Source organism: Comamonadaceae bacterium M7527 (genome assembly GCA_021044545.1).
Classification (GTDB): domain Bacteria; phylum Pseudomonadota; class Gammaproteobacteria; order Burkholderiales; family Burkholderiaceae_C; genus RS62.
On the sequence record CP087990.1, the window covers coordinates 2,323,001 to 2,349,450 of the forward strand.

General features: G+C 57.3%; 26 protein-coding genes. 16 read left to right on the forward strand and 10 right to left on the reverse strand.

The window, feature by feature from the left end:
- Positions 1-7 precede the first annotated feature (7 nt).
- From LN050_11295 to LN050_11305, 3 genes are all read right to left on the reverse strand, one after another.
- Positions 8-943 (reverse strand): P-loop NTPase, encoded by a 936-nt coding sequence (locus LN050_11295; GenBank protein UFS56291.1) that lies wholly within the window; start codon positions 941-943, stop codon positions 8-10.
- 160 nt (positions 944-1,103) lie between these two features.
- Complete coding sequence (gene rpoH / locus LN050_11300) at positions 1,104-2,042, reverse strand: RNA polymerase sigma factor RpoH (protein UFS56292.1); 939 nt, start codon at positions 2,040-2,042, stop codon at positions 1,104-1,106.
- A gap of 195 nt (positions 2,043-2,237) precedes the next feature.
- Positions 2,238-3,167 carry a polyprenyl synthetase family protein gene (locus LN050_11305; GenBank protein ID UFS57401.1) on the reverse strand — a complete coding sequence of 310 codons (930 nt, stop codon included), beginning with the start codon at positions 3,165-3,167 and terminating at the stop codon, positions 2,238-2,240.
- Positions 3,168-3,533: 366 nt separating this feature from the next.
- Between LN050_11305 and LN050_11310 the strand changes: the two genes are divergently transcribed.
- The 5 genes from LN050_11310 (at position 3,534) to proB (ending at position 8,441) form a co-directional block, all read left to right on the forward strand.
- Positions 3,534-5,063: a methyl-accepting chemotaxis protein gene (locus LN050_11310; GenBank protein UFS56293.1), complete on the forward strand. Its 1,530-nt coding sequence runs from the start codon at positions 3,534-3,536 to the stop codon at positions 5,061-5,063.
- A 261-nt stretch (positions 5,064-5,324) separates the two neighbouring features.
- A complete protein-coding gene (gene rplU / locus LN050_11315; GenBank protein UFS56294.1) occupies positions 5,325-5,636 on the forward strand; it encodes a 50S ribosomal protein L21 in 312 nt (103 codons plus the stop codon).
- Between the two features lie 13 nt (positions 5,637-5,649).
- Positions 5,650-5,910: a 50S ribosomal protein L27 gene (gene rpmA, locus LN050_11320; GenBank protein UFS56295.1), complete on the forward strand. Its 261-nt coding sequence runs from the start codon at positions 5,650-5,652 to the stop codon at positions 5,908-5,910.
- A gap of 155 nt (positions 5,911-6,065) precedes the next feature.
- Complete coding sequence (gene obgE, locus LN050_11325) at positions 6,066-7,211, forward strand: GTPase ObgE (protein UFS56296.1); 1,146 nt, start codon at positions 6,066-6,068, stop codon at positions 7,209-7,211.
- 21 nt (positions 7,212-7,232) lie between these two features.
- Positions 7,233-8,441 (forward strand): glutamate 5-kinase, encoded by a 1,209-nt coding sequence (gene proB / locus LN050_11330; GenBank protein UFS56297.1) that lies wholly within the window; start codon positions 7,233-7,235, stop codon positions 8,439-8,441.
- 31 nt (positions 8,442-8,472) lie between these two features.
- Here the strand turns inward: proB and LN050_11335 are convergent, their stop codons facing one another.
- Positions 8,473-8,988 (reverse strand): CNP1-like family protein, encoded by a 516-nt coding sequence (locus tag LN050_11335; GenBank protein UFS56298.1) that lies wholly within the window; start codon positions 8,986-8,988, stop codon positions 8,473-8,475.
- A 19-nt stretch (positions 8,989-9,007) separates the two neighbouring features.
- Positions 9,008-9,652, reverse strand: a complete 645-nt coding sequence (locus LN050_11340; GenBank protein UFS56299.1) for an RNA pyrophosphohydrolase — start codon at positions 9,650-9,652, stop codon at positions 9,008-9,010.
- Positions 9,653-9,752: 100 nt separating this feature from the next.
- Here LN050_11340 and LN050_11345 point away from each other — a divergent pair, with 100 nt between their 5' ends.
- Complete coding sequence (locus LN050_11345) at positions 9,753-11,498, forward strand: proline--tRNA ligase (protein ID UFS56300.1); 1,746 nt, start codon at positions 9,753-9,755, stop codon at positions 11,496-11,498.
- 138 nt (positions 11,499-11,636) lie between these two features.
- Here the strand turns inward: LN050_11345 and grxD are convergent, their stop codons facing one another.
- The 4 genes from grxD to hemA all read right to left on the reverse strand — a co-directional run bounded on the left by grxD (position 11,637) and on the right by hemA (position 15,356).
- Positions 11,637-11,963 (reverse strand): Grx4 family monothiol glutaredoxin, encoded by a 327-nt coding sequence (grxD, locus tag LN050_11350; protein ID UFS56301.1) that lies wholly within the window; start codon positions 11,961-11,963, stop codon positions 11,637-11,639.
- Between the two features lie 96 nt (positions 11,964-12,059).
- Positions 12,060-12,893 carry a peptide chain release factor N(5)-glutamine methyltransferase gene (gene prmC, locus LN050_11355; protein ID UFS56302.1) on the reverse strand — a complete coding sequence of 278 codons (834 nt, stop codon included), beginning with the start codon at positions 12,891-12,893 and terminating at the stop codon, positions 12,060-12,062.
- Between the two features lie 4 nt (positions 12,894-12,897).
- Positions 12,898-13,986, reverse strand: a complete 1,089-nt coding sequence (gene prfA / locus LN050_11360) for a peptide chain release factor 1 (protein UFS56303.1) — start codon at positions 13,984-13,986, stop codon at positions 12,898-12,900.
- A gap of 101 nt (positions 13,987-14,087) precedes the next feature.
- Complete coding sequence (gene hemA / locus LN050_11365) at positions 14,088-15,356, reverse strand: glutamyl-tRNA reductase (GenBank protein ID UFS56304.1); 1,269 nt, start codon at positions 15,354-15,356, stop codon at positions 14,088-14,090.
- Positions 15,357-15,413: 57 nt separating this feature from the next.
- On the opposite strand from hemA, the gene LN050_11370 reads away from it, so the two are divergent.
- The gene (locus LN050_11370) at positions 15,414-15,692 is read left to right on the forward strand and encodes a hypothetical protein (protein ID UFS56305.1); all 279 of its coding nucleotides are present in this window, start codon (positions 15,414-15,416) and stop codon (positions 15,690-15,692) included.
- Between the two features lie 20 nt (positions 15,693-15,712).
- Here the strand turns inward: LN050_11370 and ugpQ are convergent, their stop codons facing one another.
- The gene (gene ugpQ / locus LN050_11375; protein ID UFS56306.1) at positions 15,713-16,435 is read right to left on the reverse strand and encodes a glycerophosphodiester phosphodiesterase; all 723 of its coding nucleotides are present in this window, start codon (positions 16,433-16,435) and stop codon (positions 15,713-15,715) included.
- Positions 16,436-16,485: 50 nt separating this feature from the next.
- On the opposite strand from ugpQ, the gene LN050_11380 reads away from it, so the two are divergent.
- The 9 genes from LN050_11380 to LN050_11420 all read left to right on the forward strand — a co-directional run bounded on the left by LN050_11380 (position 16,486) and on the right by LN050_11420 (position 26,428).
- Positions 16,486-20,385: an FAD/FMN-binding oxidoreductase gene (locus LN050_11380; protein UFS56307.1), complete on the forward strand. Its 3,900-nt coding sequence runs from the start codon at positions 16,486-16,488 to the stop codon at positions 20,383-20,385.
- A complete protein-coding gene (locus LN050_11385) occupies positions 20,382-20,855 on the forward strand; it encodes an HIT family protein (protein UFS56308.1) in 474 nt (157 codons plus the stop codon). The genes LN050_11380 and LN050_11385 overlap by 4 nt, the downstream gene beginning before the upstream one ends.
- The gene (locus LN050_11390) at positions 20,852-21,277 is read left to right on the forward strand and encodes a DUF971 domain-containing protein (GenBank protein ID UFS56309.1); all 426 of its coding nucleotides are present in this window, start codon (positions 20,852-20,854) and stop codon (positions 21,275-21,277) included. The genes LN050_11385 and LN050_11390 overlap by 4 nt, the downstream gene beginning before the upstream one ends.
- A gap of 25 nt (positions 21,278-21,302) precedes the next feature.
- A complete protein-coding gene (gene ubiE / locus LN050_11395; GenBank protein UFS56310.1) occupies positions 21,303-22,037 on the forward strand; it encodes a bifunctional demethylmenaquinone methyltransferase/2-methoxy-6-polyprenyl-1,4-benzoquinol methylase UbiE in 735 nt (244 codons plus the stop codon).
- 27 nt (positions 22,038-22,064) lie between these two features.
- The gene (locus LN050_11400) at positions 22,065-22,955 is read left to right on the forward strand and encodes a 39S ribosomal protein L45 (protein UFS56311.1); all 891 of its coding nucleotides are present in this window, start codon (positions 22,065-22,067) and stop codon (positions 22,953-22,955) included.
- 107 nt (positions 22,956-23,062) lie between these two features.
- Entirely contained in the window at positions 23,063-23,677 is a 615-nt protein-coding gene (locus LN050_11405) for a hypothetical protein (protein ID UFS56312.1), read from the forward strand.
- Positions 23,674-25,236, forward strand: coding sequence for a ubiquinone biosynthesis regulatory protein kinase UbiB (ubiB, locus tag LN050_11410; GenBank protein ID UFS56313.1), 1,563 nt, complete (start codon positions 23,674-23,676; stop codon positions 25,234-25,236). The genes LN050_11405 and ubiB overlap by 4 nt, the downstream gene beginning before the upstream one ends.
- Before the next feature lie 140 nt (positions 25,237-25,376).
- Complete coding sequence (locus LN050_11415) at positions 25,377-25,742, forward strand: zinc ribbon domain-containing protein (protein UFS56314.1); 366 nt, start codon at positions 25,377-25,379, stop codon at positions 25,740-25,742.
- Between the two features lie 23 nt (positions 25,743-25,765).
- Entirely contained in the window at positions 25,766-26,428 is a 663-nt protein-coding gene (locus LN050_11420; GenBank protein UFS56315.1) for a DUF502 domain-containing protein, read from the forward strand.
- Positions 26,429-26,450 lie beyond the last annotated feature (22 nt).

Sequence of the window (26,450 nt, forward strand, 5' to 3'; positions counted from 1 at the left end):
GGATGGTCTAGGCGTCATTGCTGCGAAAAATACGCGCCAGCAAACCGCGTTTAGGTGGCTCGGCGGCAGTGGGGTTGGCTGACTCGGCCAACACCGGGGCTGTGGCCTTGGCCTTGTTGGGGGCAGGCGCGGCAGCAAGCGGCGCTGCACTGGCTGTATAACTGCGCTGTTGCATAAAGCTGTTCAACACCTCTGATGCACCAGAGGTCCGACTGAGCTCACTGATGCCGGCACGCGCAGTTACGGCTTTGTGGCGCACATGGGCCATGCCTACGTCGGCCACACTTTTTGCAAATAATTTAAACGATGCACCAGCAGGATCGGGCAGCTCGCTGAGGTAGCCCTTTTTAAACAACTGCTTGGCTTGAGGAAAGTTCAGCACGGGCGGGCTTAGTATGAAGCCAATGGGAAACGTTTGCGACGTAAAGACCTCCCGCATGGAGTCTGTGGACTCCACACGGCTGGGACAAATCATGAGTTGCGGCGGTGTGCGCACTGTGGACTCAAACACCCAATGCAAGTTGGATAAAAAGCCAATGGTGGCCGCCACCTCGATACCAGACATTGACACAGGCGTGAGCACCACGTCGTAGTCAAACAGCCAGTTGCCGTCCAGTGCATCAGACCAGGTCAGGTCGGCCACCACGACATCAGAGCTCTCGGCTGCGTGGCGCAAGTGGCGCCTGGCATCAAGCGCTGCGCCGCGTCTGCCCAAGTCGAGCGGTAAAGGGTGGTGTTGCACGACCACCCCGATTGGGCGGGCCTCGCGCAGCCAGTCGCTGGATGAGCCGTGCAAGTCCAGATCCAGCAGCGTAGTGGTCAGGCCTAGCTCTGCTTTGAAGTAGGCGGCCAAATTGGCAGAAATGGTACTTTTGCCCACACCGCCCTTGCGGCTGGTGATCAAAATCTTTAACGGTTTGGCAGCTGAGAGGGTTGTTTGCATAAGAGTTGCTCGGCAATGTGTGCAGAGCAGCTCATTATGCAAATAGCTCTAGATTTGCATATTAGTTAAAAGTAGCGGTTCTGGTTTGGCGTGCCTGTAAATGAGTAGTAATTCATACATGCGACGCAAGGCTCACGCCGCACGAAAGGACGACTGGCGGTTACGACGCAGTAAGGGCTGTGCGCATTTTCTTCATGGCAGCGACTTCAATTTGGCGAATGCGCTCGGCGCTGACACCGTATTCACTGGCCAGTTCATGTAGCGTCATACCGCCTGATCCATCATCGTTGACCTTCAGCCAGCGTTCGGTCACTATGCGTTGGGCGCGCTCGTCCAGCTGGGCAAGCGCGCCAGCTACGCCGTCAGTGGCCAAGTGTTCGCGCTCTTGGGCCTCCAACACCGCAGTGGGCTCAAAGCGCGCATCGGTGAGGTAAGAAATGGGGCCAAAGGCTTCGTCACCGTCACCATTGGGCGTGGGGTCTAGCAACACATCGCCACCGGCCAAGCGCGCCTCCATTTCCAATACGTCTTCAGGTTTTACATTCAGCCGGCTGGCCATAGTGGCGACTTCGTCAGGGTTTAGCGTGTTGCGTGCGCTGCTGCCTTCTTGGCCCTGCGCGGTTTGGTGCATGCCGGCCTTCATGGAGCGCAAGTTGAAAAACAACTTGCGTTGGGCCTTGGTCGTGGCCACTTTCACCATGCGCCAGTTGCGCAGCACGTATTCGTGAATTTCGGCCTTGATCCAGTGTGTGGCGTAGCTCACCAAACGCACGCCTTGCTCGGCGTCAAAGCGGCGCACGGCCTTCATCAGGCCGATGTTGCCCTCTTGAATCAAGTCGTTGTGGGGCAGGCCATAGCCCAGGTACTGGCGCGACACCGCCACAACCAAGCGCAAATGCGACATGATGAGCGCGCCGGCTGCATCTAAGTCGTTGTTATCTTTTAGTTTTCTGGCGAAGTCTTGTTCTTGCTCTAGTGTGAGCATGGGCAAGCGGTTGACGGCACCAATGTAGGCGTCAAGGCTGCCAAGTGGAGGCAGCACAGACCATGGGTCGCGTACTGCCATTTGTTGGGGGGTCAAGGTCACGAGTGCATTCATTTGCTTGTCCTTTTCATTCATCACCCTATGATGTTAGCACTCTATCGGTTTGAGTGCTAAGACTTTGGGTAAATCGTTTATGGGCGGCCAGCAAGGCTCAGCAAAGCGCGTTCAGGCATGCTGGTGCCCAGGCGTAGTACTAAAAGGCGCGTGTTGTTGATGCGGGCGCTTGGCGCATCAGCCAAGCGGTTGAGATCAGGTGCGTCTGTGTACCAAGCTGGCGGCCAATGCATTGAGCGACTGCGTGTAGCCGTTGTCAGGCAGGCGCTGAATGGCGGCCATGGCGCGTTGGGCTTCAAGCTGGGCCACTTCGCGCGCTTGTACGAGGCCGCCATGTTGATGTATCAACTGTTTGATGCGCTCAAGCTGCGATAAATCACCGTTTTCAATGGCGCTTACGATGAGGTCATGCTCTGCGCCGCTGACTTGCTCCAGGGTGCAAATAACGGGCAAGGTGAGCTTGCCTTCGCGCAAATCGTCGCCCAGGTTTTTGCCCAGCTCTTGTGCCTGGCCTTCATAGTCCAACACATCGTCAATGATTTGAAATGCTGTGCCAAGGGCTTCGCCGTATTCGGCGCAGGCGGCTTCAGTTTGTTCGTCTTGCTGGTTCAATATCGCGGCAATGCGGGTACTGGCTTCAAACAGTTTGGCGGTTTTAGAGCGAATGACGTGCAAGTAGCCGTCACGCGACAGCGTGGCATCGTGCATGTTCATCAGCTGCAGCACCTCGCCTTCAGCGATGACGTTGGTGGCGTCCGACAGCACTTGCATGATGCGCATACTGCCCGCATCCACCATCATTTGGAAGGCGCGCGAATACAAAAAGTCACCCACCAGTACGCTGGCGGCATTGCCAAACAACTCGTTTGCGGTGTCGCGGCCGCGGCGCATGGTGGACTCATCCACCACGTCATCGTGCAACAAGGTCGCAGTGTGAATAAATTCCACGACCGCGGCTAGCGAATGGCGGTGTGCGGTGTCGGCGCCCAGGGCGCCAGACATCATCAGCAGCAAAGCGGGGCGCAGGCGCTTGCCGCCGCTTTGAATGATGTAGTTGGCCACTTGTGAGACCAATACCACCTCACTGTGCAGCTGGGTGCGAATCACCTCGTCGACCAACTGCATGTCGCTGGCCACAATGGCTAGCGGGTTGGTGGGGGCTGGGGTAGCGTTCAATTCGGTCAAGGCAGCAAGGCAGTGGTTGTTGGCAACAGAAGATGGTGCGCACGAGACAAACACCCGAGCCGCACGCCCGATTATCCACAAACACGGGTTACTGGTTGACAACGACTTATCAAGGCGACAGCCAGGGCAACTGAGACGCGCGCAGGAAAGTGACAGGTGCGACGGCAAAAAAACTCATGTTTAATCCGTTGCTGACGAGTCATGCAATGACGCACTGTTGTGTGCGTCATACCGCTTGAGGTGCTGAAGCGGTTGACTGGGCGGCACAGTACAAGCTGCGCTTGACACCACATAGGGCATTTTTTAATGAACACACTAGACAAGCTCAAAGCTACCAGCTTGGTGGCTTTGTTAAGCGTGGCGGCTATTTCAGTTGCCACGTTTTGGAGTCAAAACGATTTGAGCAAGGCCATGGACAATCGTTTTGTGTCCAGAGGGCTGGCCGCAGAGTTGCGCTCCAGCTCCGAGGAGCTGACGCGCTTGGCTAGAACCTACGTGGTAACAGGCGATGACCGCTACGAAGATGCTTACTGGCGGGTATTGGATGTGCGCAACGGCAAACTGCCGCGCCCAGATGGGCAGCAAGTGGCGCTGCACACACTGATGCAGCAGCAGGGTTTGACCAAGGCTGAGTTTGAGCAGCTCAAGCCAGTCCATGAGTGGGTGCACACCCACCGCCTTGGCTTCACCAAGGCTGAGTTTGAGCAGCTCAAGAAAGCCGAAGACAACTCCAGCAACCTGGTGACTACCGAGGCCACTGCCATGAACGCCGTCAAGGGTTTTTTTGATGACGGCCAGGGCGGCTACACCGTGCGTGGTGAGCCAGACGTAGACATGGCAGTGAGCATCATGTTTGACCAAAAGTACCATGCAGACAAGGCTTCGATCATGGGGCCCATAGACGAGTTTGAGCGCATGTTGGACGAGCGCACATCGACGCATGTACGTGACGCCGAGCGACTTGCTGACAGCCTGATGACTGCGTTGTTGGTGACAGTATCAATTTCCATAGCCTTGGTGTGGTGGGCCATTAAGCGCCACGGCGATGAGTTGCATTTGGCGGTGTCGCGTCTGCTAGAGTCCACTGCCAACGTGAGCGCTGGTGCGGCGCAGGTTGAGTCTGCCAGCCGGTCATTGGCGGGCAGCGCAGCTCAGCAAGTAGACGCGCTAGAGGCTATAGCCACCTCCACCACGCAAACCACGGCCATGGCCAACGAGAGCGCCAGGCGCACGCAGCAAGCTGGTCACCTGGTGGGGCAAGAGCAGCACAAGCTGGCTGAAGTTGTGGCCCTGCTGCAAGACATGGTGCTGGCCATGCAGGCCATTGATGAAGGCGGCCAGCGCATCACCAAAATCAACAATGTGATTGACGACATCGCATTCCAGACCAGTATTCTGGCCTTGAATGCGGCGGTAGAAGCTGCGCGCGCGGGCGAGGCTGGCCAAGGCTTTGCCGTGGTCGCCGATGAGGTGCGCAACTTGGCCATGCGCAGCACGGCTGCGTCTAAAGACACGGCAGATCTGATTGAGGCTGCGGCAGAGCGCACCCAGTTGGGGCGCGAACGCGTGTCACAGGTTGAGAAAGCGGTGTCGCAGTTGTCTGAGCAAGCCAAGCAGGTGTACGGTATTGTGGCTGGCGTTCAAGACGCCAGCGAGCAGCAGCGTGCCGCGCTGTCACGCGTGGCGCAGGCCCTGGACGACATAGAGACGAGTACGCAGCAGGCAGCATCTGGTGCTGAGCAGGGTTCTGCGGCATCAACCGAGTTGGCCGCGCAAGCTGTCGCGCTCATGGAGGTGGCACAGGATTTGAGCCGAATGGTGGGGACAAAGGCTTAGTTTGCCGCCTTTGTGTGTTCAACCCATGCTTTGTCGCCCCAGCTGGCAGGCAAGTCACCAGGCCTGTTCACCAGCACAGTAGGGCAGCACAGTAGGGCAGCTGCAAGTGCATGGCGGCTTGTGGCGGGCTGTGAAGAATTGTGGTGAAAGCGCGTCACATCAGTCAGATTGGGCGGTGGCAACGTGGCTGACTTGACTAAATATGTGCTAAAATCATGGGCTTGGCGGAAATTCGTCTGCCATTGATTTTTAGAGGTATCTATGTACGCGGTCATAAAAACCGGTGGCAAACAGTATCGTGTTGCTGCCGGTGAAAAAATTAAAGTAGAACAGATTGCTGCGGAAGTGGGTCAAGAGATTGTGTTGGATCAGGTGTTGGCAGTCGGTAACGGCTCAGACATCAAGATCGGCGCTCCCTTGGTCGCTGGTGCAGTAGTAACGGCCACTGTGGTTTCCCACGGTCGCGGCGACAAGGTTCGCATTTTCAAAATGCGTCGTCGTAAGCACTATCAAAAGCGCCAAGGCCATCGTCAAAACTACACAGAGCTGGCTATCGGCTCTATCAACGCATAAAGGTTGAGTAACCATGGCACAGAAAAAAGGCGGCGGCTCAACGCGTAACGGACGTGATTCCAATCCAAAAATGCTGGGTGTCAAGGCATTCGGCGGCGAATTGGTAACGGCCGGCTCTATCATCGTGCGTCAGCGCGGTACACGTTTCCACCCCGGTTCCAATGTTGGTATCGGCAAGGACCACACTTTGTTTGCAACCGTTGACGGTCACGTTGAGTTTGCAGTCAAAGGTGCGCGCAACAACAGCGTTGTGAACATCAAGGCAATTGCCTAAAGACTGGTTAGTGGACAGCTCAATGCTGACAGACACGCTTTGCGGCGGTGTTTGTCGGCTTTAAGCCTCATTAAAAAAAGGTCCTGTTGGGGCCTTTTTTTATTGCATGGTTTGCAATGCACACAAAGCGGTGGTCAGCCACCTAAAATCACACTATGAAATTTGTAGACGAAGCCACGATTGATATTGCCGCCGGTGATGGGGGCAATGGCTGTGCTTCGTTCCGCCACGAGAAGTACAAGGAGTTTGGCGGCCCCGACGGGGGCGACGGCGGCAGAGGTGGACACGTGTTCGCTATTGCCGACGTAGCACTCAATACATTGGTTGATTTTCGATTCGCCAGGCGCTTTGAGGGCAAGCGCGGTGAGCACGGCATGGGTTCAGACCTGTTTGGCGCAAAGGGCGACGACGTGGTGCTCAAAATGCCTGTGGGCACCATCATCACAGACGCGGAAACCGGCGAGGTGTTGCATGAGTTGCTGGTGCCAGGTGAAAAGATTGTGTTGGCCAAGGGTGGTGACGGTGGTTTTGGCAACCTGCACTACAAAAGCTCGACCAACCGTGCGCCACGCCAAAAAACATTGGGCTACGAGGGCGAGCGCCTAACCGTCAAGTTGGAGCTTAAAGTGCTGGCAGACGTGGGTTTGCTGGGCATGCCCAATGCGGGCAAGTCCACACTGATTGCTGCGGTCTCGAATGCGCGCCCCAAAATTGCAGATTATCCGTTTACAACGCTGCACCCCAACTTAGGGGTGGTGCGCGTGGCCCCCGAGAAAAGTTTTGTCATTGCAGACGTGCCAGGCCTTATTGAGGGCGCGGCTGAGGGCGCGGGTCTGGGCCACCAGTTTTTGCGGCATTTGCAGCGTACGCGCTTGCTGTTGCATGTGGTGGATATGGCACCGTTTGACGAGGCGGTTGACCCAGTCGCGCAAGCCAAAGCCATTGTGGGCGAGCTTAAAAAATACGACAAGGACTTGTACAACAAGCCTCGCTGGTTGGTCCTGAACAAGTTGGATATGGTGGCGGCTGACAAGCGCGAAGCGTTGGTGGCTGATTTTGTCAAACGCATGAAGCACAAAGGCCCTGTGTTTGAAATCTCAGCGCTCACGCGTGAGGGCTGTGAAACACTAATGCTCAAAGTGTTTGAGCATGTGGCCAAGGTGGCCAAAGCCGAGCAGCCGCCAGTGCAAGCTGACCCACGTTTTGAGACCAAGTCAGACGGCTCTTTTGCGCCTTTGGCCACTGAGCTGTCTAAAGAGTTGCCAGATCACTTGGCAGATGATCCACGCTTTAGTCGCTAAACAATCGACCCGTAACAAGCTATGTCCGCCACACCAATTGGCAATTTGACTCAAACGCCAGCGCAGTGCGCGGTGTTGGCGAACGCAAAACGCGTCGTGGTGAAGGTGGGCTCCAGCCTGGTCACCAACGAGGGGCGGGGTCTGGACGCCGATGCCATTGAGCATTGGGCCAGGCAGTTGGCCGTCCTGGTGGCTGACGGGCGAGAAGTCATCATGGTCAGCAGCGGCGCTATTGCAGAGGGCATGAAGCGCTTAGGCTGGGCCACACGTCCTCGTGAGGTGCACGAGCTGCAAGCCGCTGCTGCAGTGGGGCAAATGGGCCTGATTCACATGTACGAGAGCAAGCTGCGCGCCTTTGGTGTGGGCAGCGCCCAAGTACTGTTGACACACGGCGACCTGGCCGACCGTGAGCGCTATCTCAACGCCAGAACCACGCTCACCACATTGTTAGACCTTGGTGTTGTGCCAGTGATCAACGAAAACGATACCGTGGTCAATGACGAGATCAAGGTAGGCGATAACGACACCTTGGGCGCTTTGGTGGCCAACCTGGTTGTGGCCGATGCGCTCATTATCTTGACGGATCAAGTTGGCTTGTACACAGCTGATCCCAGACACAACCCACAAGCGCAATTTGTAAACGTGGCTCGCGCTGGTGATGCCGCGCTTGAGTCCATGGCCGGTGGCGCTGGCTCGCTCATTGGCAAGGGCGGCATGATCACCAAGGTATTGGCGGCCAAACGCGCCGCCTCGTCAGGTGCCAGCACCGTGATTGCCTCCGGCCATGAGCCCGATGTGCTGGTGCGCTTGTGTCGGGGTGAGGCGATTGGCACATGGCTGATGGCCCAGACGGGTAAACACCAGGCGCGCAAGCGCTGGATGGCAGACCAGTTGCAGTTGCGTGGCGCAGTGGTGATTGACGATGGCGCGGTTGAAAAAGTCGCACTACAGGGCAAGAGCTTGTTGCCCATAGGCATGACGGCTGTACAAGGTGATTTTTCACGCGGTGATGTCATTGCCGTGCTCAATACAGCAGGCCAGGAAATAGCAAGAGGCTTGGCCAATTACGCCAGCTTGGAGGCGCGTTTGTTGTGCAAAAAGTCGTCGGCCCAGTTTGAGCAATTGCTGGGCTACGCTGCCGAACCTGAAATGGTGCACAGAACCAACCTGGTGCTGACCAATGTGGATGCAGGGTCTGCTGCCTTGGCGGGTGCAACGCTGGGCGCCTGAGTCTCCAAGTTTGAGTGTCGGTTAGAGCGCGTCAGTAGGGTTTGCTGGCGTCTCGCAGCCGTTTGACGATTTGCTCAGCGGAGCCCCATACGATGCGCACATCGCAAAAGCCGTCGTTGGCTAAGGCCTGCGCATAGCGTGAGCTGGCGTGGCGCACCGCTGTCCACTGGGCATCGCCAAGTTCGCGCCAGCCGCTGTCTTTGCGCCAGCTGGCGTAAACCTTTACCTCGCGGGTATCGCAGCGCACACCTTCGTACAACACATTCATGGCACCGCTGGGGCTTTGGGCAACCACCACATAGCGCACCACCTTGTCAGGCCCTACCGCGACTGTGGCGGGCGCTATGCCATAGCTCAGGCGCGACGAGCGTGATGGGTTGTCTATAGGTATCAGGCCGTCAAGCTCAAAGTGGGCAGGCGGTGTTTGCGCCTGTTCCTGCCACGGTGGTGGCTCTTCAAAGTTGTTGTTTTGTGCTGAAACTGCAACACTGGCCAGTGCGCCTATCAGCGCCACAACAAGCCTGAACAATTGATTGCGTGATTGCATATGCGGTGAACCCGTTGCTTTATGTGGGGCTGTCTGTATCTGGGTTGGGGTGACCGGGGTCTGGGTCAAAGCTGGCGCCTGGCGGTAAGTCCATGGTGTGGTTGGCCAGGCCAAAGCCACGACGCACGGGTGCCTCGCGCGCGCTGTCGTTGTTGCGAGCGCCGCCACGCAAAAAACGATTGCGTGCATCGGCCTTTGGTACAAATCTGGCCAGCTCAGTGAGCGCCATTTCGTATACGCCACGCTTGAATGCCACGACCACGTCAAGTGGTACCCAATAGTCGTTCCAGCGCCATGCGTCAAACTCTGGGTGGTTGGTCGCGCGCAGGTTGAGGTCACCGTCGCGTCCGGTCAGACGCAGCAAGTACCAAATTTGTTTCTGGCCCTTGTAGTGGCCGCGCGACTCGCGCCTTATGAATCTGTCAGGCACCTCGTAGCGCAACCAATCACGTGTTCGAGCAACAATGCTGACATGCTCGGGCAGCAGCCCCACTTCCTCATGCAACTCGCGAAACATCGCTTGTTCTGGCGACTCACCACGGTCTATGCCGCCTTGCGGGAATTGCCAAGAGTGGGTGCGTATGCGCTTACCCCAAAACACTTGATTTTTTTGGTTGAGCAGAATGATGCCGACATTGGGCCTGAAGCCTTCTCGGTCGAGCATAATAAACCTCAATTATTTGTTGGAGCCATTATGCACTGCCGTTGCCACTTGCGACGGTTTTGCTGGCTTTGGCCTGTTACAAGCGCACACCAGAGTAGTTATGAAAGCCAGTCAATTTTTAATCTCCACCCTCAAAGAGGCGCCAGCTGATGCCGAGGTGGTGAGCCATCAACTCATGACCCGTGCGGGCATGATTAAAAAAGTTGGTGCTGGCATTTACACCTACATGCCCATGGGCTTGCGTGTGATTCACAAGGTGACCAATATTGTGCGTGAGGAGATGAACCGCGCAGGCGCCGTTGAGCTCGCTATGCCAGTGATTCAGCCTGCAGAGTTGTGGGCAGAGACCAAACGCTTTGACACCATGGGGCCAGAGCTGCTGCGTATCAAAGACCGGCACGGTCGTGACTTTGTGGTGCAGCCCACCAGCGAAGAGGTGATTACAGACGTTGCCCGCGCCGAGTTTCGTTCTTACAAGCAATTGCCGAAAAACTTGTACCAGATTCAAACCAAGTTCAGGGACGAGCGCCGTCCCAGGTTTGGTTTGATGCGTGGGCGTGAGTTCATCATGAAAGATGCCTACAGCTTTGACCGCGATGCAGATGCAGCCAAAGCAAGCTACCAAGTCATGGCAACGGCCTACCGCGCCATTTTTGACCGCTTTGGCTTGACCTACCGCGCCGTTGCGGCCGACAGCGGCGCTATTGGCGGCGACTTGTCCGAAGAGTTTCAGGTCATTGCTGCTACTGGCGAAGACGCCATCGTGTACTGCCCTGACAGCGAGTACGCGGCCAATATGGAAAAAGCGCACGCCCTGGCCCCAACAGGCACTGCGCCCGCAGCCACCAAAGCAATGGCTTGTACGCCCACGCCCAATGCCAGCACTTGCGCTGACGTGGCCAAGTTGCTGAACTTGCCTTTGCGTGCAACGGTGAAGTCATTGGTGTTGGCTACAGAGCCTTTGCTGGAGGACGGCAGCACTGGGCCTGTGCAAGTGTGGCTGCTACTGCTGCGCGGCGACCACGACATGAACGAAGTGAAAGTGGGCAAGCTCGCGCAGTTTTCCAACGGCTTTAGATTTGCCACCACTGAAGAAATTGAAGACCACTTTGGCTGCAAACCCGGCTACTTGGGACCTATCAACACCGTTAAACCCGTTGCGTTGTTGGTGGACCTTGAAGTGGCCGTCATGAGCGACTGGGTGTGCGGTGCCAACCAGCCAGACCACCACATGACAGGCGTGAACTGGGGCCGCGACATTGAGCTACCCGCTGCAGTAGCCGACATTCGCAATGTTGTGGCTGGTGACAAGTCACCAGACGGCAAGGGCGAGTTGGCCATAGAGCGCGGCATTGAAGTGGGCCACATTTTTTACTTGGGTAACAAATATTCCAAGGCCATGGATGCGACTTTCCTGGACAACAACGGCAAGCCAGCTCACTTCGAAATGGGCTGCTACGGTATTGGTGTGACGCGTTTGCCAGCAGCTGCTGTCGAGCAAAACCACGACGAGCGCGGCATGATTTGGCCAGATGCCATTGCGCCGTTTACCTTGGTGATTTGCCCTATCAACATGGACAGAAGCGAGCTGGTAAAAGAGACCGCTTACAAGCTCTACAACGAGTTGCTTGGCGCTGGTGTGGATGTGATGCTGGACGACAGGGGAGAGCGCCCAGGTGCCATGCTGGCCGACTGGGAGCTTATTGGCGTGCCTCACCGCGTGGTGCTGGGCGACCGTGGTCTGCAAGCCGGTGAGGTGGAATACCAACAACGCCGCGATACAGAGTCAACCAGGTTGCCAATAGACGGCTTGGCGCAGGCGTTGCTGGCAAAGCTTGGCCACTAAGTTGCCTGCATACCGCGCTTCACTGTCCAACAGGTCGTGCAATCAATAAGTAGTGTGATAAATAAGTAGTGCTGCAAAAAGGTAGCGCAACAAAAAAGCCACCCTGGGGTGGCTTTTTTGCATTTGAGGTGTCTTGGCTTAAGAAGCTGCGCCGCCGAACAGCTGTTGCATTTCACCAGACTCGTACATCTCCATCATGATGTCCGAGCCGCCTATGAACTCGCCTTTAACGTACAGCTGCGGAATCGTAGGCCACTGGCTGTAGTCCTTGATACCTTGGCGCACAACGGGGTCCTCGAGTACGTTCACAGTTTTGAGCGCCTTGGTGTCTACACCGCAGGCCTTCAAAATTTGCACGGCACGACCAGAGAAGCCACATTGCGGAAAGCTGGCGGTTCCCTTCATGAACAAGACCACGTCGTTGCTTTTTACCAATTGGTCAATTTGTTGCTGGGCGTCGCTCATATTTCTCTCCGGTCAAAAAAAGTGTGTCGCGCTGTGCGATTGGAATAGCTGACATTATTCCACGCCAAGGCGTCATTGGCACTGGCTGCATGCGAATTACACCCACTGCCCGCCAGTGCATCGAATATGCCCGCCTAAATCCTGGCGGTGCTGCACGTTGGTAAAGCCCGCCAGCTGCAGCAGCTGGCCCACCGCCTGGGATTGATTCCAGCCATGCTCCAGCAGCAGCCATGCATTGGGCTGCAGGTGTTGCGCAGCGGTTTGTGTGATGTGGCGTATGTCCTTCAGGCCGTCTGTGCCACTGGTGAGTGCGGATTGGGGCTCAAACTGCAGCTGTGCCATGTGCGGGTCGTCCAGCTCTATGTAGGGCGGGTTACTCACTATCAGGCTAAAGCGTTGTTGTCCAAGGGCCTGCAGCCAGTTGCTGTGCAGCCACTGTACGGCCAAGCCCAGTTGTGCGCCATTGTGTTGGGCCACCGCCAGGGCCTGCTCGCTGCTGTCTAGTGCCGTCACTTGCGCGCTGGGCGCGTTGGCTTTGATGGCCAGGGCAATTGCGCCGCTGCCAGTGCCCAAGTCCAATACTGTTGGCGCGTTAGTGGGCGCATGTAGCACTATGTCTAGTGCCCATTGCACCAAGGTTTCGGTGTCTGGTCTGGGTACCAGCACGGCAGGAGATACGGCAAGCGTCAGGCCAAAAAACTCTTTTTCTCCCACCAAGTAGGCGAGTGGTTGGCCTTGGGCCCTGGCGTGCACCAGCTGCTCAAAGTGTTGCCATTGCGCAGGCGACATAACGTGGTCGTCATGCGCTATGAGCCAGGCGCGGTCTTGCTGCTGGCGGCCAAGCGCGTGCAGTGCCAGCAACTGGGCGTCCAGGCGGTCTAGCTGTTGCGTGCTGGCAAATGCCAGTGCCTGCGCAATCGTGTGGCTCATACGCTTAGCTATTGCTGGCGTTTTCCAGCTCGGCCATCTGCTGTGCGCCTCGCGCCAGTTGCAGCTGGTGTACCACGTCGCCCAAATCGCCCTCCATGGCCTGGGCCAGTTTGTACAAGGTGAGGTTGATGCGGTGGTCTGTGATACGCCCTTGCGGGTAGTTGTAGGTGCGTATGCGGTCAGATCGGTCACCACTGCCAATGAGGCCCTTGCGCTGCGCTGCTTCCTTGGCTTCGCGCACGCTGCGTTCGGCCTCGGCAATACGTGCGACCAGCACTTGCATGGCCTTGGCTTTGTTGCGGTGCTGGCTGCGGTCGTCCTGGCATTCGGCTACCGTACCCGTAGGTATGTGGGTGATACGCACGGCTGAGTCTGTTTTGTTGATGTGCTGGCCGCCTGCACCGCTGGCGCGGTAGGTGTCTATGCGCAAGTCTGCTGGATTGAGCTGTACGGCCTGGGTCTCGTCTGGCTCTGGCATCACGGCTACCGTGCAAGCGCTGGTATGTATGCGGCCTTGCGTCTCTGTTGCTGGTACCCGCTGTACACGGTGTCCACCTGACTCAAAGCGCAAGAGACCGTAGGCGTTCTTGCCAATAATGCGCATCACCACCTCTTTGTAGCCACCCAGTTCAGACTCGGATTCGCTGATCAGCTCCATGCGCAGCCCAGCGGACTCGCAGTAGCGTGTATACATGCGCAGCAAGTCGCCAGCAAACAAGGCCGACTCGTCACCGCCGGTGCCTGCGCGAATCTCGATAAAGCAATTGCGCTCGTCGTCAGGGTCTTTGGGCAGTAACAGCGTTTGCAGCTGCTCGTTGAGGCTTTGCATGTCGGCCTCGCATGCGGCAATTTCCTCTTCCGCCATAGCCGCCATATCGGGGTCGCCCAGCATGTCGCGCGCACCGGCTTGGTCTGCCTCGCGTTGTTGGTATTGCTTGTACAAAGCCACCAGTTCAGACAGCTCGGTGTGCTCTTTGCTCAATGCTCTAAAGCGATCCATATTGGCCACCACGTCTGGGGCACTGAGCAGCGCGTCTAGTTCTTCAAGACGCCAGGTTTGGCGCTCAAGTGTTTGCTGGACAAAGGGTTTCATAGGCTGACGTATTGGTGTGGCTTGTGTGTAGGGTGTTGCGCGGTGGGCGTTGCCGGCAGGCTGCGCATGGGCGCAACAGCAATGGGGGCTTGTGGGCGCGGCTAACGCTGGCGATCAGCGCCGCGCAAAAACAAGCGCTCTATGGCTTGCTGGCTGTTGCTGGCTTGCTCAGGGTCGCCAGACTGCAGCTCGGCCATAGCGCCGTGCAGCATTTTCTGGGTGAGGCCTTTGGCCAAAGCTTGCAAAGCTTGCTCGGGTGAGGCGCCTTTGGCCAATAGTTTGCGCGCGCGTGCCAGTTCAGTTTCGCGCCAAAACCCAGCTTGCTGTTGCAAGGCTTGTATGGTGGGCACGCGGGTGCGTTGGTCCATCCACTGCATAAAGCCGCGCACGCCGTTGTCAATAATTGCCTCAGCTTGTGCTACGGCGGCTTGGCGGCTGTCGCGCCCAGTCTGTACCACGGCTGCCAGGTCGTCCACTGTGTACAGGTAGACGTCGTCCAAGGCTTTCACATCAGGCTCAATGTCACGCGGCACGGCCAAATCCACCATGAACATGGGCTTGTGGCGGCGCTTTTTGAGGGCACGCTCTACGGCGCCCAAGCCAATAAGCGGCAAGGTGCTGGCCGTGCAGCTGATCACCACGTCAAAGTCATGCAAACTGTCTGGCAAGTCAGACAAAGCCATGGTGGTGGCACCAAAGCGAGCCGCCAAGGATTCACCTCGCTGTGCAGTGCGGTTGGTGATGACCATGCGTTTGGGTGACTTGGCGGCAAAGTGGGTGGCGGCCAGCTCTATCATGTCGCCAGCGCCTACAAACAGCACGGACAAGTCTTTGATGTCTTCAAACAATTGGCTTGCCAGGCGTACGGCGGCTGCCGTCATGCTGATAGAGTGCGCGCCGATTTCGGTAACGGTACGCACCTCTTTGGCCACAGCAAATGAGCGCTGAAACAGCTGGTGCAAGGTGGTGCCCAAGGCACCTGCAGATTCTGCAGCGCGCACGGCGTCTTTCATTTGGCCCAAGATTTGGGCCTCGCCCAACACCATACTGTCCAGGCCACAGGCCACGCGAAACGCGTGTCTGGCCACTTCACTGTCTTTGAGGGTGTAAGAATGGCTGCGAAGGGTTTGAGTGGGCACGCCACCGGCATGGGCCAGCCAGTCCAGGCTGCGCTCAAGTGACTGCAGGTCACCAGAGCCGTAAATTTCGGTGCGGTTGCAAGTTGACAACAGCGTGGCCTCTGGCCCACCTGTCAGGGCCTCGCGCAAGCGTTGCACCGTGGGGGCCAGCTGGTCAGTGGCCACGGCAAAGCGACCGCGCACATCCAGGGGCGCCGTTTCGTGGTTGATGCCAAGGGCCCAGACGGTCATTGCGACATTATAAAATCTATCTGCTGTGCGCACCGGCGCACCCAAAGGAGCCCTCGCTTGAACTGGCTGGACGCATTCGTACAAATTGCCTGGCATGTCGCCAATTTTTTGGCACCAGCCTTTGGCATGGCTTGCGTGCTTGGTGGTGCGTTGAAGCTGCGTGGTGCAGGTGTACCCAGTGCCAGCTTTGGGCGTGTTTGGGCCACCTTGTTTGGCTTGGGTGTGGCCGTCAGTGTGCTGGGCATGGCACTCACTGGGCTGGATGGCGCCATGGCTACATATGCAGCCTTGGTGCTGGTGACTGGCGCGGCCAGTGCTTGGTTTGCCAAGGCTTAGTTGGCTGTTTGTGCCCTGATTTAGCCTTTGAACAAATCCACGCTGTCTGTAATGAGGTGGTCAATGCCCCAGCTTAAAAAACGTTGCGCCAGCTGTGGCTCGTTAACGGTGTAGCTGGCACACCACCAGCCGTTGTTGTGGCAGGCCTCGATAATCTCAGGTGACACCAGCGCGGCGTGCAGCACCACGCCCTGGGCCGCCACACATCGCACAAGGTCTTGCCAGTTGGCAGGCAATGTTTCAAATAAATGCGCTAACGCCAAGTTGGGCTGGGCCTTGTGGGCCGCTTGCAGCGCACGGGTTGAAAAAGAGCTCAGCACCAGTTGCTGCGTTTGCGCGCCCCACAGCGCGTTGGCGGCATGGGCTACCACTTCGCCTGTACGTGCATCGGTGCCCGCCGTGGGCTTGATTTCCAGGTTGACAAAGTCGCCTCTGGGCAGGCAAAACCGGGCAATATCGGCCAAGGTGGCAATGGGCGTGCCGGTAAACTGCTCCGACAGCCAGCTGCCTGCGTCCAGCTGGGCCAGTTGTGCCCAAGTCTGCTGCCCAGCTGGCCCCGTACCGTTACTTGTGCGCTCCAGGGTGTCGTCGTGTAGCAACAGGCATACCTCGTCAGCACTGAGCTTGACGTCACACTCAAAGGCTTTGTGTCCCAGCTGCGCCGCCAGCTGAAACGCTGGCAATGTGTTCTCAGGTGCCAACTTGCCAGCGCCTCTGTGAGCAATATAGGTAGGGAAGGTCATAGGGTGATTGATGCTGGGGATAATAGAGGCTAATTACTACAGAAAACCATATGAACGCCACGGTCCCCCACAGTTTGCTAGCAGCAGCCAAGTCTCACGAGCCAAGACTGCGTGAAATCCCTTACAACTACACATCGTTTTCTGACCAAGAGATCGTAGTGCGCTTGTTGGGTAAACGCGCTTGGGAGCTGCTCAACCAGCTTCGCCAGGAACGCCGCACTGGCCGCTCTGCGCGTATGTTGTACGAGGTAGTGGGCGACATGTGGGTGGTACAACGCAACCCCTACCTGCAAGACGATTTACTGGCCAATCCCAAACGCCGTCGCGCCTTGGTCGAGGCTTTGCGCCACCGCATGGCCGAGGTGCAAAAGCGCCGCACACCTGGCGAAGATGCCGTACGCGACGCGCTGGTGCAAGAGCTAACCGATGCCGCCGGCAAGGCGATTGCCGACTTCTCTGCAGCCTTTGACGACATGGCCAAGCTGCGCACCAAGGTATCGCGCCGTTTTAAACATCACACTGCCAAAGACAACGTCAAGTTTGACGGCTTGTCTCGTGTGAGCCACGTAACAGACGCTACAGACTGGCGTGTGGAGTACCCGTTTGTGGTGCTGACACCAGATACCGAGGCCGAAATGGCCCAATTGGTGCGCGACAGTATTGAGCTGGGCCTTACGATTATTCCGCGCGGCGGCGGCACGGGCTACACAGGTGGCGCGATTCCGCTGACCTGGAAGTCGGTGGTGATCAACACCGAAAAGCTGGAAGCCATGACCGAGGTGGAAATGGTGAAACTGCCAGGCCTCGATGAGCCAGTGGCCACGGTTTGGAGTGAGGCAGGCGTGGTCACGCAGCGCGTGGCCGATGCGGCAGAGCGCGCCGGCTTTGTATTTGCGGTAGACCCCACATCGGCTGAGGCGTCTTGTATTGGTGGCAATATCGCCATGAATGCCGGCGGTAAAAAGGCTGTGCTGTGGGGTACTGCGCTGGACAATTTGGCGTCTTGGCGCATGGTCACACCTGACGCGCAGTGGCTAGAGGTCACGCGTGTGGGGCACAACCTGGGCAAGATTCACGATGCTGACAAAGCCGTGTTCGAGTTGGCCTATTTTGAGGCAGACGGTCGAACACCGGTGCGTACAGAGACCCTGGAAATTCCAGGCAAGGCCTTTAGAAAAGAAGGCTTGGGCAAGGACGTGACCGACAAGTTTTTGTCTGGCCTGCCAGGCATACAAAAAGAGGGCTGTGACGGCTTGATCACCAGTGCACGCTGGGTGGTACACCGTATGCCTGCGCACACGCGCACCGTTTGTTTGGAGTTTTTTGGCAACGCCAAAGACGCTGTGCCCAGCATTGTCGACATCAAGGAATTCATGTTCGCCGAGCAAAAGCGCAGCGGCACATTGCTGGCTGGCCTTGAGCACCTGGACGACCGCTACCTCAAAGCCGTTGGCTATGCCACCAAGAGCAAGCGTGGCGGTGTGGGCGTGCCCAAGATGGTGTTGGTGGGCGACATTGTGGGGGACGACGCCGACGCGGTAGCGCGCGCGGCCTCTGAGGTGGTGCGCATGGCCAACAGCCGCAGCGGCGAAGGCTTTGTGGCCATTAGCCCTGAGGCTAGAAAGAAGTACTGGCTTGATCGCAAGCGCACTGCCGCTATCAGCCGCCACACCAACGCCTTCAAAATCAACGAAGACGTGGTGATACCGCTTGAGCGTATGGGCGAGTACACAGATGGCATAGAGCGCATCAACATCGAGCTGTCGCTGCGTAACAAGCTGGCTCTGTGCGATGCACTGACCGAATTTGTAAACCAGCCCAAACTGCCGCTTGGCCGCAGCGATGACCCCGACGCCGCCCTAGAGTGGCTGGAAGACCGTGTGGCGCAAGCCAACGGCGTGATTGCAGGTGTGCGTGCGCAGTGGCAGCAGTGGCTTGACGGTATTGACGTTTTGTTTGAGCAGCTGCAAACCCACGAGCTGCGTGCCAGCTGGAAAGAGCAACTGCAAAAGCCATTGCACGCTTTGTTTGTTGGCGCTGCCTTTGCGCCCATTGCCGCCGAACTTGACGCCATTCACAAGCGCGTGCTCAAGGGGCGCGTGTGGGCGGCGCTGCACATGCACGCTGGTGACGGCAACGTGCACACCAACTTGCCCGTTAACAGCGACGATTACGCCATGCTGCAAACCGCCCATGAGGCTGTGGCCCGCATTATGGTGCTGGCCCGCTCCCTGAATGGCGTGATATCTGGCGAGCATGGCATCGGTATTACCAAGCTGGAGTTTTTGACCGACGCCGAGCTGGCGCCGTTTGCCAACTACAAGCAGCGCGTAGACCCCAACGGCCATTTCAACAAAGGCAAGTTGCTGCGTGACAGCGTGATGCCAGCTGGCCTCAGCTTGTCGCCAGATACCCACGTGGCCGACTTGAGCCACGCCTATACGCCCAGCTTTGGCTTGATGGGGCATGAATCGTTGATCATGCAGCAATCAGATATTGGCGAAATTGCTGCCAGCGTGAAAGACTGCTTGCGCTGTGGCAAGTGCAAGCCTGTATGCGCGACCCATGTGCCACGCGCCAATTTGCTGTACAGCCCACGCAACAAGATTTTGGCCACTTCCTTGCTGGTGGAGGCGTTTTTGTATGAAGAGCAAACACGCCGTGGCATTTCAATCGCGCATTGGCAAGAGTTTGAAGATGTGGCCGACCACTGCACCGTGTGTCATAAGTGTTTGTCGCCTTGCCCGGTAGACATCGACTTTGGCGAAGTCTCCATGAACATGCGCAACCTGTTGCGCAAGATGGGGCAAAAGAGCTTCAGGCCAGGCAACGCTGCGGCCATGTTTATGCTCAACGCCACCAACCCCGAGACCATCAAGTTCGCACGCGCAGCTATGGTGGGCGTGGGTATGCGTGCCCAGCGCTGGGCCAATGACTTGCTGGGAATGGCCGCCAAAAAGCAAACGGCAGCACCACCAGCAACGGTTGGCAAAGCGCCCATTAAAGAGCAGGTGATTCACTTCATCAACAAAAAGCTGCCCGGCGGTTTGCCCAAAAAGACAGCGCGCGCGTTGTTGGATATTGAAGACGCGGATTACGTACCCATCATTCGAGACCCCAAGGCCACGACGGCTGATACCGAGGCGGTGTTTTACTTCCCCGGCTGCGGCTCTGAGCGTTTGTTCAGTCAGGTGGGGCTGGCCACGCAAGCCATGCTGTGGCATGCAGGCGTTCAAACCGTGCTGCCGCCGGGCTACCTGTGTTGCGGCTACCCGCAGCGTGGCAGCGGCCAGTTTGAAAAAGCCGAGAAAATGATTACCGACAACCGGGTCTTGTTTCACCGCGTGGCCAATACGCTGAACTACCTGGACATCAAAACCGTGGTGGTGAGCTGTGGTACCTGCTACGACCAGCTGCAAGGCTACCAATTTGACCGCATCTTCCCGGGTTGCCGCATCATTGACATTCACGAGTACTTGCTGGAAAAGGGCATTACGCTTAGTACCAACAACGGCTACATGTTCCATGACCCATGCCACTCACCCATGAAGTTGCAAGACCCCATGAAGACGGTCAAGGCATTGGTGGGCGACGCCGTGGTCAAGAGCGACCGCTGTTGTGGTGAGTCAGGCACCTTGGGCGTTACCCGCCCAGACATCTCCACCCAGGTGCGCTTTCGCAAGGAAGAAGAGCTGCTGAAGAACGAACAGCAACTGGTGGCTCTCAAGGCTGAACAAGCGGTGCCGGCCACCAGCAAACCTACCAAAATTCTCACCTCGTGCCCCAGCTGTTTGCAAGGACTGAGCCGCTACGGCGACGACTTGAACAACGGCTTGCTGGAGGCCGACTATGTGGTGGTGGAAATGGCCAACCAGATATTGGGCGAGAACTGGATGCCAGAGTACGTGGCCCAGGCCAACAACGGCGGCATTGAGCGCGTACTGGTATGACCGACGCGAGCAAGTCCCTTGAATGCCTGTTGTGCACCGACGATGGCGGCGACTTGGTGTGGCGCGACGCGCACTGCCGTGTGGTGCTGCCTGCAGAGGCTGAATATCCCGGGTTTGTGCGTGTTATCGCCAACCAGCACGCAGCCGAAATGACAGACTTGCCCCCCGCTGTGCGTGACCACATCATGGCCGTGGTGTGGGCTTGCGAGGCTGTGCTGCGAGAGGTCATGGCGCCCACCAAAGTGAATGTCGCCTCCCTTGGCAATGTGGTGGCCCATGTGCACTGGCACATCATTGCGCGCTTTGCAGACGACAGACACTTTCCCAATCCCATATGGGGTGCGGCAGCCCGCCAAACCTGCCCCACAGACCACATACGCCGCCAAACGCGCGCAGGCACACTGCCCGTGTCCTTGGCGTTGGCGCTTGACCAGCAATTCCCAACCGTTCAACCAGCAGCCGCACCATGAGCCAAGACACTTTTACGCCACACAAATCAGGCCCAGTACCTACAGACGTGGTGCTGCACCAGGTCAGCCGCCTGCTGGAGCTAACTTACGAAGGCGAAGGCAGCTTCAAGGTGCCGTTTGAGTTGTTGCGCGTGTACTCGCCGTCTGCCGAAGTGCGCGGCCACGGCATAGGCCAAGAGGTGCTGCAAACCGGCAAGGCTGAAGTGGGCATTGTTGACCTGGAGCTGGTGGGCAACTATGCCCTTAAACCCACTTTCACCGACGGCCATGACAGCGGCCTATTTGCTTGGCCTTACTTGCATGAGCTGGCTACCAAACAAGCCACTTATGAGGCCGACTATGTGGCCAAACTGCAAGCCGCCGGCGTCGATCGCGACGCGCCCATGGCGCCTGCGAAAGCAGGTGGTAGCTGCGCATCATGATGGTTGGGGCTACTACACTACACCCATGACTCAAACACATTTCGGATTCAAGACTGTCAACGAGGCCGATAAGGCCAAACATGTGCGCCAAGTGTTTGACTCGGTCGCGCCCAAGTACGACATCATGAATGACTTGATGTCGGCCGGCTTGCATAGATTGTGGAAGCGCTACACGCTGACCGTGGGCAACGCATTGCCAGGGCAGCAGGTTCTGGACATTGCAGGTGGCACGGGTGATTTGGCCATGGGCTTTGCCAAGCAGGTAGGCCCTACCGGCACGGTGGTGCACACGGATATCAACCATGCCATGCTGAACGAAGGGCGCAACAGGTTGTTAGACGCGGGTGTGGTGTTGCCCACCACAGTGTGCGACGCGGAACACTTGCCGTTTGAAGACGCACGGTTTGACATCGTGAGCGTGGCCTTTGGTCTGCGCAACATGACGCATAAAGACGGTGCATTGCGCGAAATGTGCAGGGTGTTAAAGCCAGGCGGCAAATTGCTGGTGTTGGAGTTTTCCAAAGTAGCCAAGCCTCTGGCAGGGCTATACGACCTTTACTCCTTCAAGGTTTTGCCAAAACTGGGACAGTTGATAGCTGGCGACGCGCAAAGCTACCAATATTTGGCGGAGTCCATACGCATGCATCCCGATCAGGACACGCTCAAAGCCATGATGGTTGAGGCGGGCTTTGGTCATGTCGATGTACACAATATGACCGGCGGCGTGGTTGCACTGCATGCCGGACGCAAAGTTGGTTAAACAAATATTCGAGACACTGGAGTAACGATGAAACATGTATGGGTGATTTTGGTAACTGTGGCGATGGCGTTGGCCACAACGCACGCCTCGGCCAAGCGCATGGGTGGTTTTTCATTTGGCAAGCAGTCCAGCAAGGTGACCCAGCGTCAGGCTGCGCCGCCCAGCACGCCTGCCGCTCCTGCGCAGGCGGCGGGAGCCGCCGGTAGCCGCTTTGGCGGTATGGGGGGCGTGGTTGGCGGCCTGGCGGCTGGCCTTGGCCTGGCATGGTTGGCCAGCTCATTGGGCTTGGGCGCCGAGTTTGGCAACATATTGATGATTGCGCTGTTGGTGATGGCAGGCGTGTTTGTGTTCCGCATGCTGAGTCGTCCGCGTATGGCACCAGCAGGTGCAGGCGGCGCCAACATGTACCGCGGTTACGATGCCAAAAACGTGGGCAATGACGCGTCGGCCAGGCCTTGGGAGGCCAGCAACACTGGCGGCAGTGCCGGTAGTGTGATTGGCTCCGGCTTGCTGGGCAACCAGATGTGGGGTGTGCCAGAGGGTTTTGATACCATGGGCTTTCTGAATGCGTGCAAGCGCAACTTCACCACGCTGCAAGCAGCCTGGGACGCCTCGGACGTAGACAGCCTGCGCGCCATGATGACCGACGAGATGGTGGCCAACATCCAGCAGCAGCTCAACGAACGCGATGCCCACAGCAATGGACAGCCCAATGTCACAGAGGTGTTAAAGCTGGATGCGCAGTTGCTGGGTATTGAAGAAATCGCAGGCCACTACATGGCCAGTGTTGAATTCAATGGTTTGATTCGCGAAAGCGCCGACGCTGGCCCCACACCCTTCCGTGAGGTCTGGAACGTTACCCGCCCCATGAGCGGCCCCGGTGGCTGGGTGGTAGCTGGTGTGCAGGCACTGGGCTAACGCCTGACAGCATTCAACGCAGCCTCGCTGTGACAACGCCCTGTCTGATTTGTCAGCAGGGCGTTTGTTATTGGAGCTGGGACACACAAATCCGGCACAATTGGACCATGACAAACGCACCGCACTCCAAAGCCGCATCGTCGCGCCACGCGCTACCCAGCTTAGACACCTTGGCGGCCTTGCCGCTGCAGTTGTTAGACGGCGTGCAGCGCTTTATGGACAGTAACCCGCCCCCAAGCTGGCTGTTGGCTGAGGCGCAAAACAAAGCGCTGTTGCTGGTCAACCACGTTTTAGACCAGGAGCCACAAGCCACCGCGCGCCTGGCCAGGCACAAAGGCAAGCGTATTGGGTTTGCATGGGGTGGCTTGCAGGTGCAGCTTGTTATCAGTCCCGCCGGCTTGTTGATGACAGCCCCCGACCAGGGTGGCACAGAGCCAGACTTGCGCATTGACATGCGCAATGCGCCTGTGTCGCAAATCGCCACAGCGGTGATGCAAGGCCAGCAACCTGAGTTTGATATCCACGGCGACGTGATGTTGGCTGCTGAGTTGGGCTGGCTTAAAGAACATGTGCGCTGGGACATAGAGGACGACCTGGCCCGTGTCGTGGGTGATGCACCTGCCGTGTGGCTAACCACTGCGGCTACGCGGCTTGTAGATGCGGCCAAAAGCTTTGTGGCCAGACGTTCACCGGTAGCTGGTAACGAGGTGACACCGCTATGAGCCACTGGTTTCGTGGCCTTCTTATTTTGTCGACCGTGTGGCGCTTTGGTCTGCACGAAATTGTGCTGAGCAATTTTGCAAAACCGTGGGTGCACACCGTTGGGCGTGTGTTGTCGTTGGGGCGCAGCTACAGTGTCCCAAGAGGCCAGCGCTTGCGTTTGGCGCTAGAAAGTTTGGGGCCTATTTTTGTCAAGTTTGGTCAAGTGCTTAGCACTCGTCGAGACTTGATGGCGCCAGACATTGCCGACGAGTTGGCCAAGCTGCAAGACCGCGTGCCGCCGTTTGACAGTGCAGTGGCGGTTGCCCAAATTGAACAAGCCTTTGGCAAGCCCCTGGGTGAGTTGTTTGCCAGCTTTGACCAAACGCCAGTGGCCAGTGCCTCTATCGCCCAAGTGCACTTTGCGGTGCTGCCAGGCGGTGAGGAAGTCGCCGTCAAGGTATTGCGCCCAGGCATGCTTAAAGTCATAGACAAAGATTTGCAGCTGATGGCCACCATGGCCAAATGGGTGCAAGCCGTGTCGGTAGACGGCAAGCGTCTAAAGCCTCGCGAGGTGGTGGCTGAGTTTGACAACTACCTGCGCGACGAGCTTGACTTGGTGCGCGAAGCTGCCAATGCCGCGCAGCTGCGCCGCAACATGACAGACGTTGAGGTGATTCAAATACCCACCATGTACTGGAATTTGTGCAGCACCACTGTCATTGTGATGCAGCGCATGAAGGGTGTGCCCATTAGCCACAAGCAGCGTTTGATAGATGCCGGTGTTGACATGGCCAAGTTGGCCAAAGACGGCGTGACCATCTTTTTTACGCAGGTATTCAGGGATGGTTTTTTTCATGCCGATATGCACCCCGGCAATATACAAGTCAGCATTGAGCCCGAAACGCTTGGGCAGTACATCTCTTTGGACTTTGGCATTGTGGGCACGCTGACCCAAGTGGACAAAGAGTATCTGGCTCAAAACTTTACTGCGTTTTTTAGGCGTGACTACAAACGCGTGGCTGAGTTGCATATTGAATCTGGCTGGGTGCCTGCCAATACCCGTGTGGATGAGCTGGAGGCTGCCGTGCGCACCGTGTGCGAGCCCTACTTTGACAGGCCTTTGAAGGAAATTTCGTTGGGCATGGTGTTGATGCGTTTGTTTCAAACCTCGCGCCGCTTCCATGTGGAGATTCAGCCGCAACTGGTATTGCTGCAAAAGACCCTGCTCAATATCGAAGGCCTGGGCCGCGAGCTGGACCCCGACCTGGACCTGTGGCAAACCGCCAAGCCATTTTTGGAAAAATGGATGCTGGACCAAATCGGACCTAAGCGGTTTTTGGATCAGCTCAAGCTAGAGGCCCCCCAGCTTGCCAAGATACTGCCGGCGTTGCCGCGTCTGGTATCTGACTATTTGCAACAAAAGCCACAGGATATGCGCGGTGAGCTCAAAGCACTGGTGCAAGAGCAACGCCGGACCAACCGTTTGCTAAGCGGCCTGATGTACGCAGGTATTGGCTTTGTGCTGGGCTTGGTGGTGATGCAAATACTGTGGCAAATGCAGGTGTTTGGTGTGTTTTAGCGGGCTAGGCGCCGTTACAGGCCTTAAACCTATCAACCGCGCTGGTTTTGGGGCTTTGCAGAATTTATAATGACGGGTTGCCTCAATGTTGGGGCTTGCTGGCCGTGGCCGTTCACGCGCCCCTCTAATCTGTCGTCCCCATGCCCATTTACGCTTACAAATGCGCCGCTTGTGGTTTTGCCAAAGACGTGTTGCGCAAAATGTCTGACCCCGCACTCACACAGTGCCCATCTTGCCAAGCCGAGTCATTTGAAAAGCAAGTAACAGCCGCTGGCTTCCAGCTTAAGGGCTCTGGCTGGTATGTGACGGATTTCAGAGATGGCGCACAAAAAGACGGTGGCTCAAAAGAGGGCTCGTCAAAAGAGCGCGCATCCGCGGGCAGTGGTGAACAATCCAGTGCTGCTGCAACTTCCACATCGTCGGCATCATCTGCTACGGCCCCGGCAGCCAGCACACCATCGCCTGCTGCTGCGGCGCCCAGCGCTGCAGCTGGCAGCACCACTTAATTTTTAGAGGTTGTCGCCACCCCATGTCTTCTTTACGCAAATGGTTGTTCGCTGGTTTGTTGGTGCTGGTGCCACTGATCATCACCGTTGGCGTGCTCAACTGGGTGGTGCAAACCCTTGACTTAACGCTGCAAATATTGCCCACGCATTGGCAGCCCGAATATGTATTGGGCTTTTACATTCCAGGCATTGGCGTGGTGTTTGCGTTGATGGTGGTGCTGCTCATTGGCGCGCTCACCTCCAACTTTGTGGGCAACAAGCTCATGCAGTGGTGGGATGGTTTACTCAACCGCATACCGGTGGTGCGCTCTATTTATTCAGCCGTTAAGCAGGTATCTGACACGCTGTTTTCTGAAAAAGGCAATGCGTTTCGCAAAGCCTTGCTCGTGCAGTGGCCGCGTGAGGGTACCTGGACAGTAGCCTTTTTAACGGGCGCGCCTGGTGAGAGCGTGGCCAAGCATTTGGATGGTGAGCATGTGTGTGTGTACGTGCCCACCACCCCCAACCCAACCAGTGGCTACATGATGATGGTGAAGGCATCGGACTGCCAGGAGCTGGACATGAGCGTGGACGAGGCCCTGACCTATGTGATTTCCATGGGTGTGATCGTGCCAGGTGAAAACAAAAAGCTGTTGGCGCGCAAAGCGCTTGCAGCGCAACAGGCAAGTGGCAACAACGCTGCCTAAGCGGCGGCTACCCACAGTTACT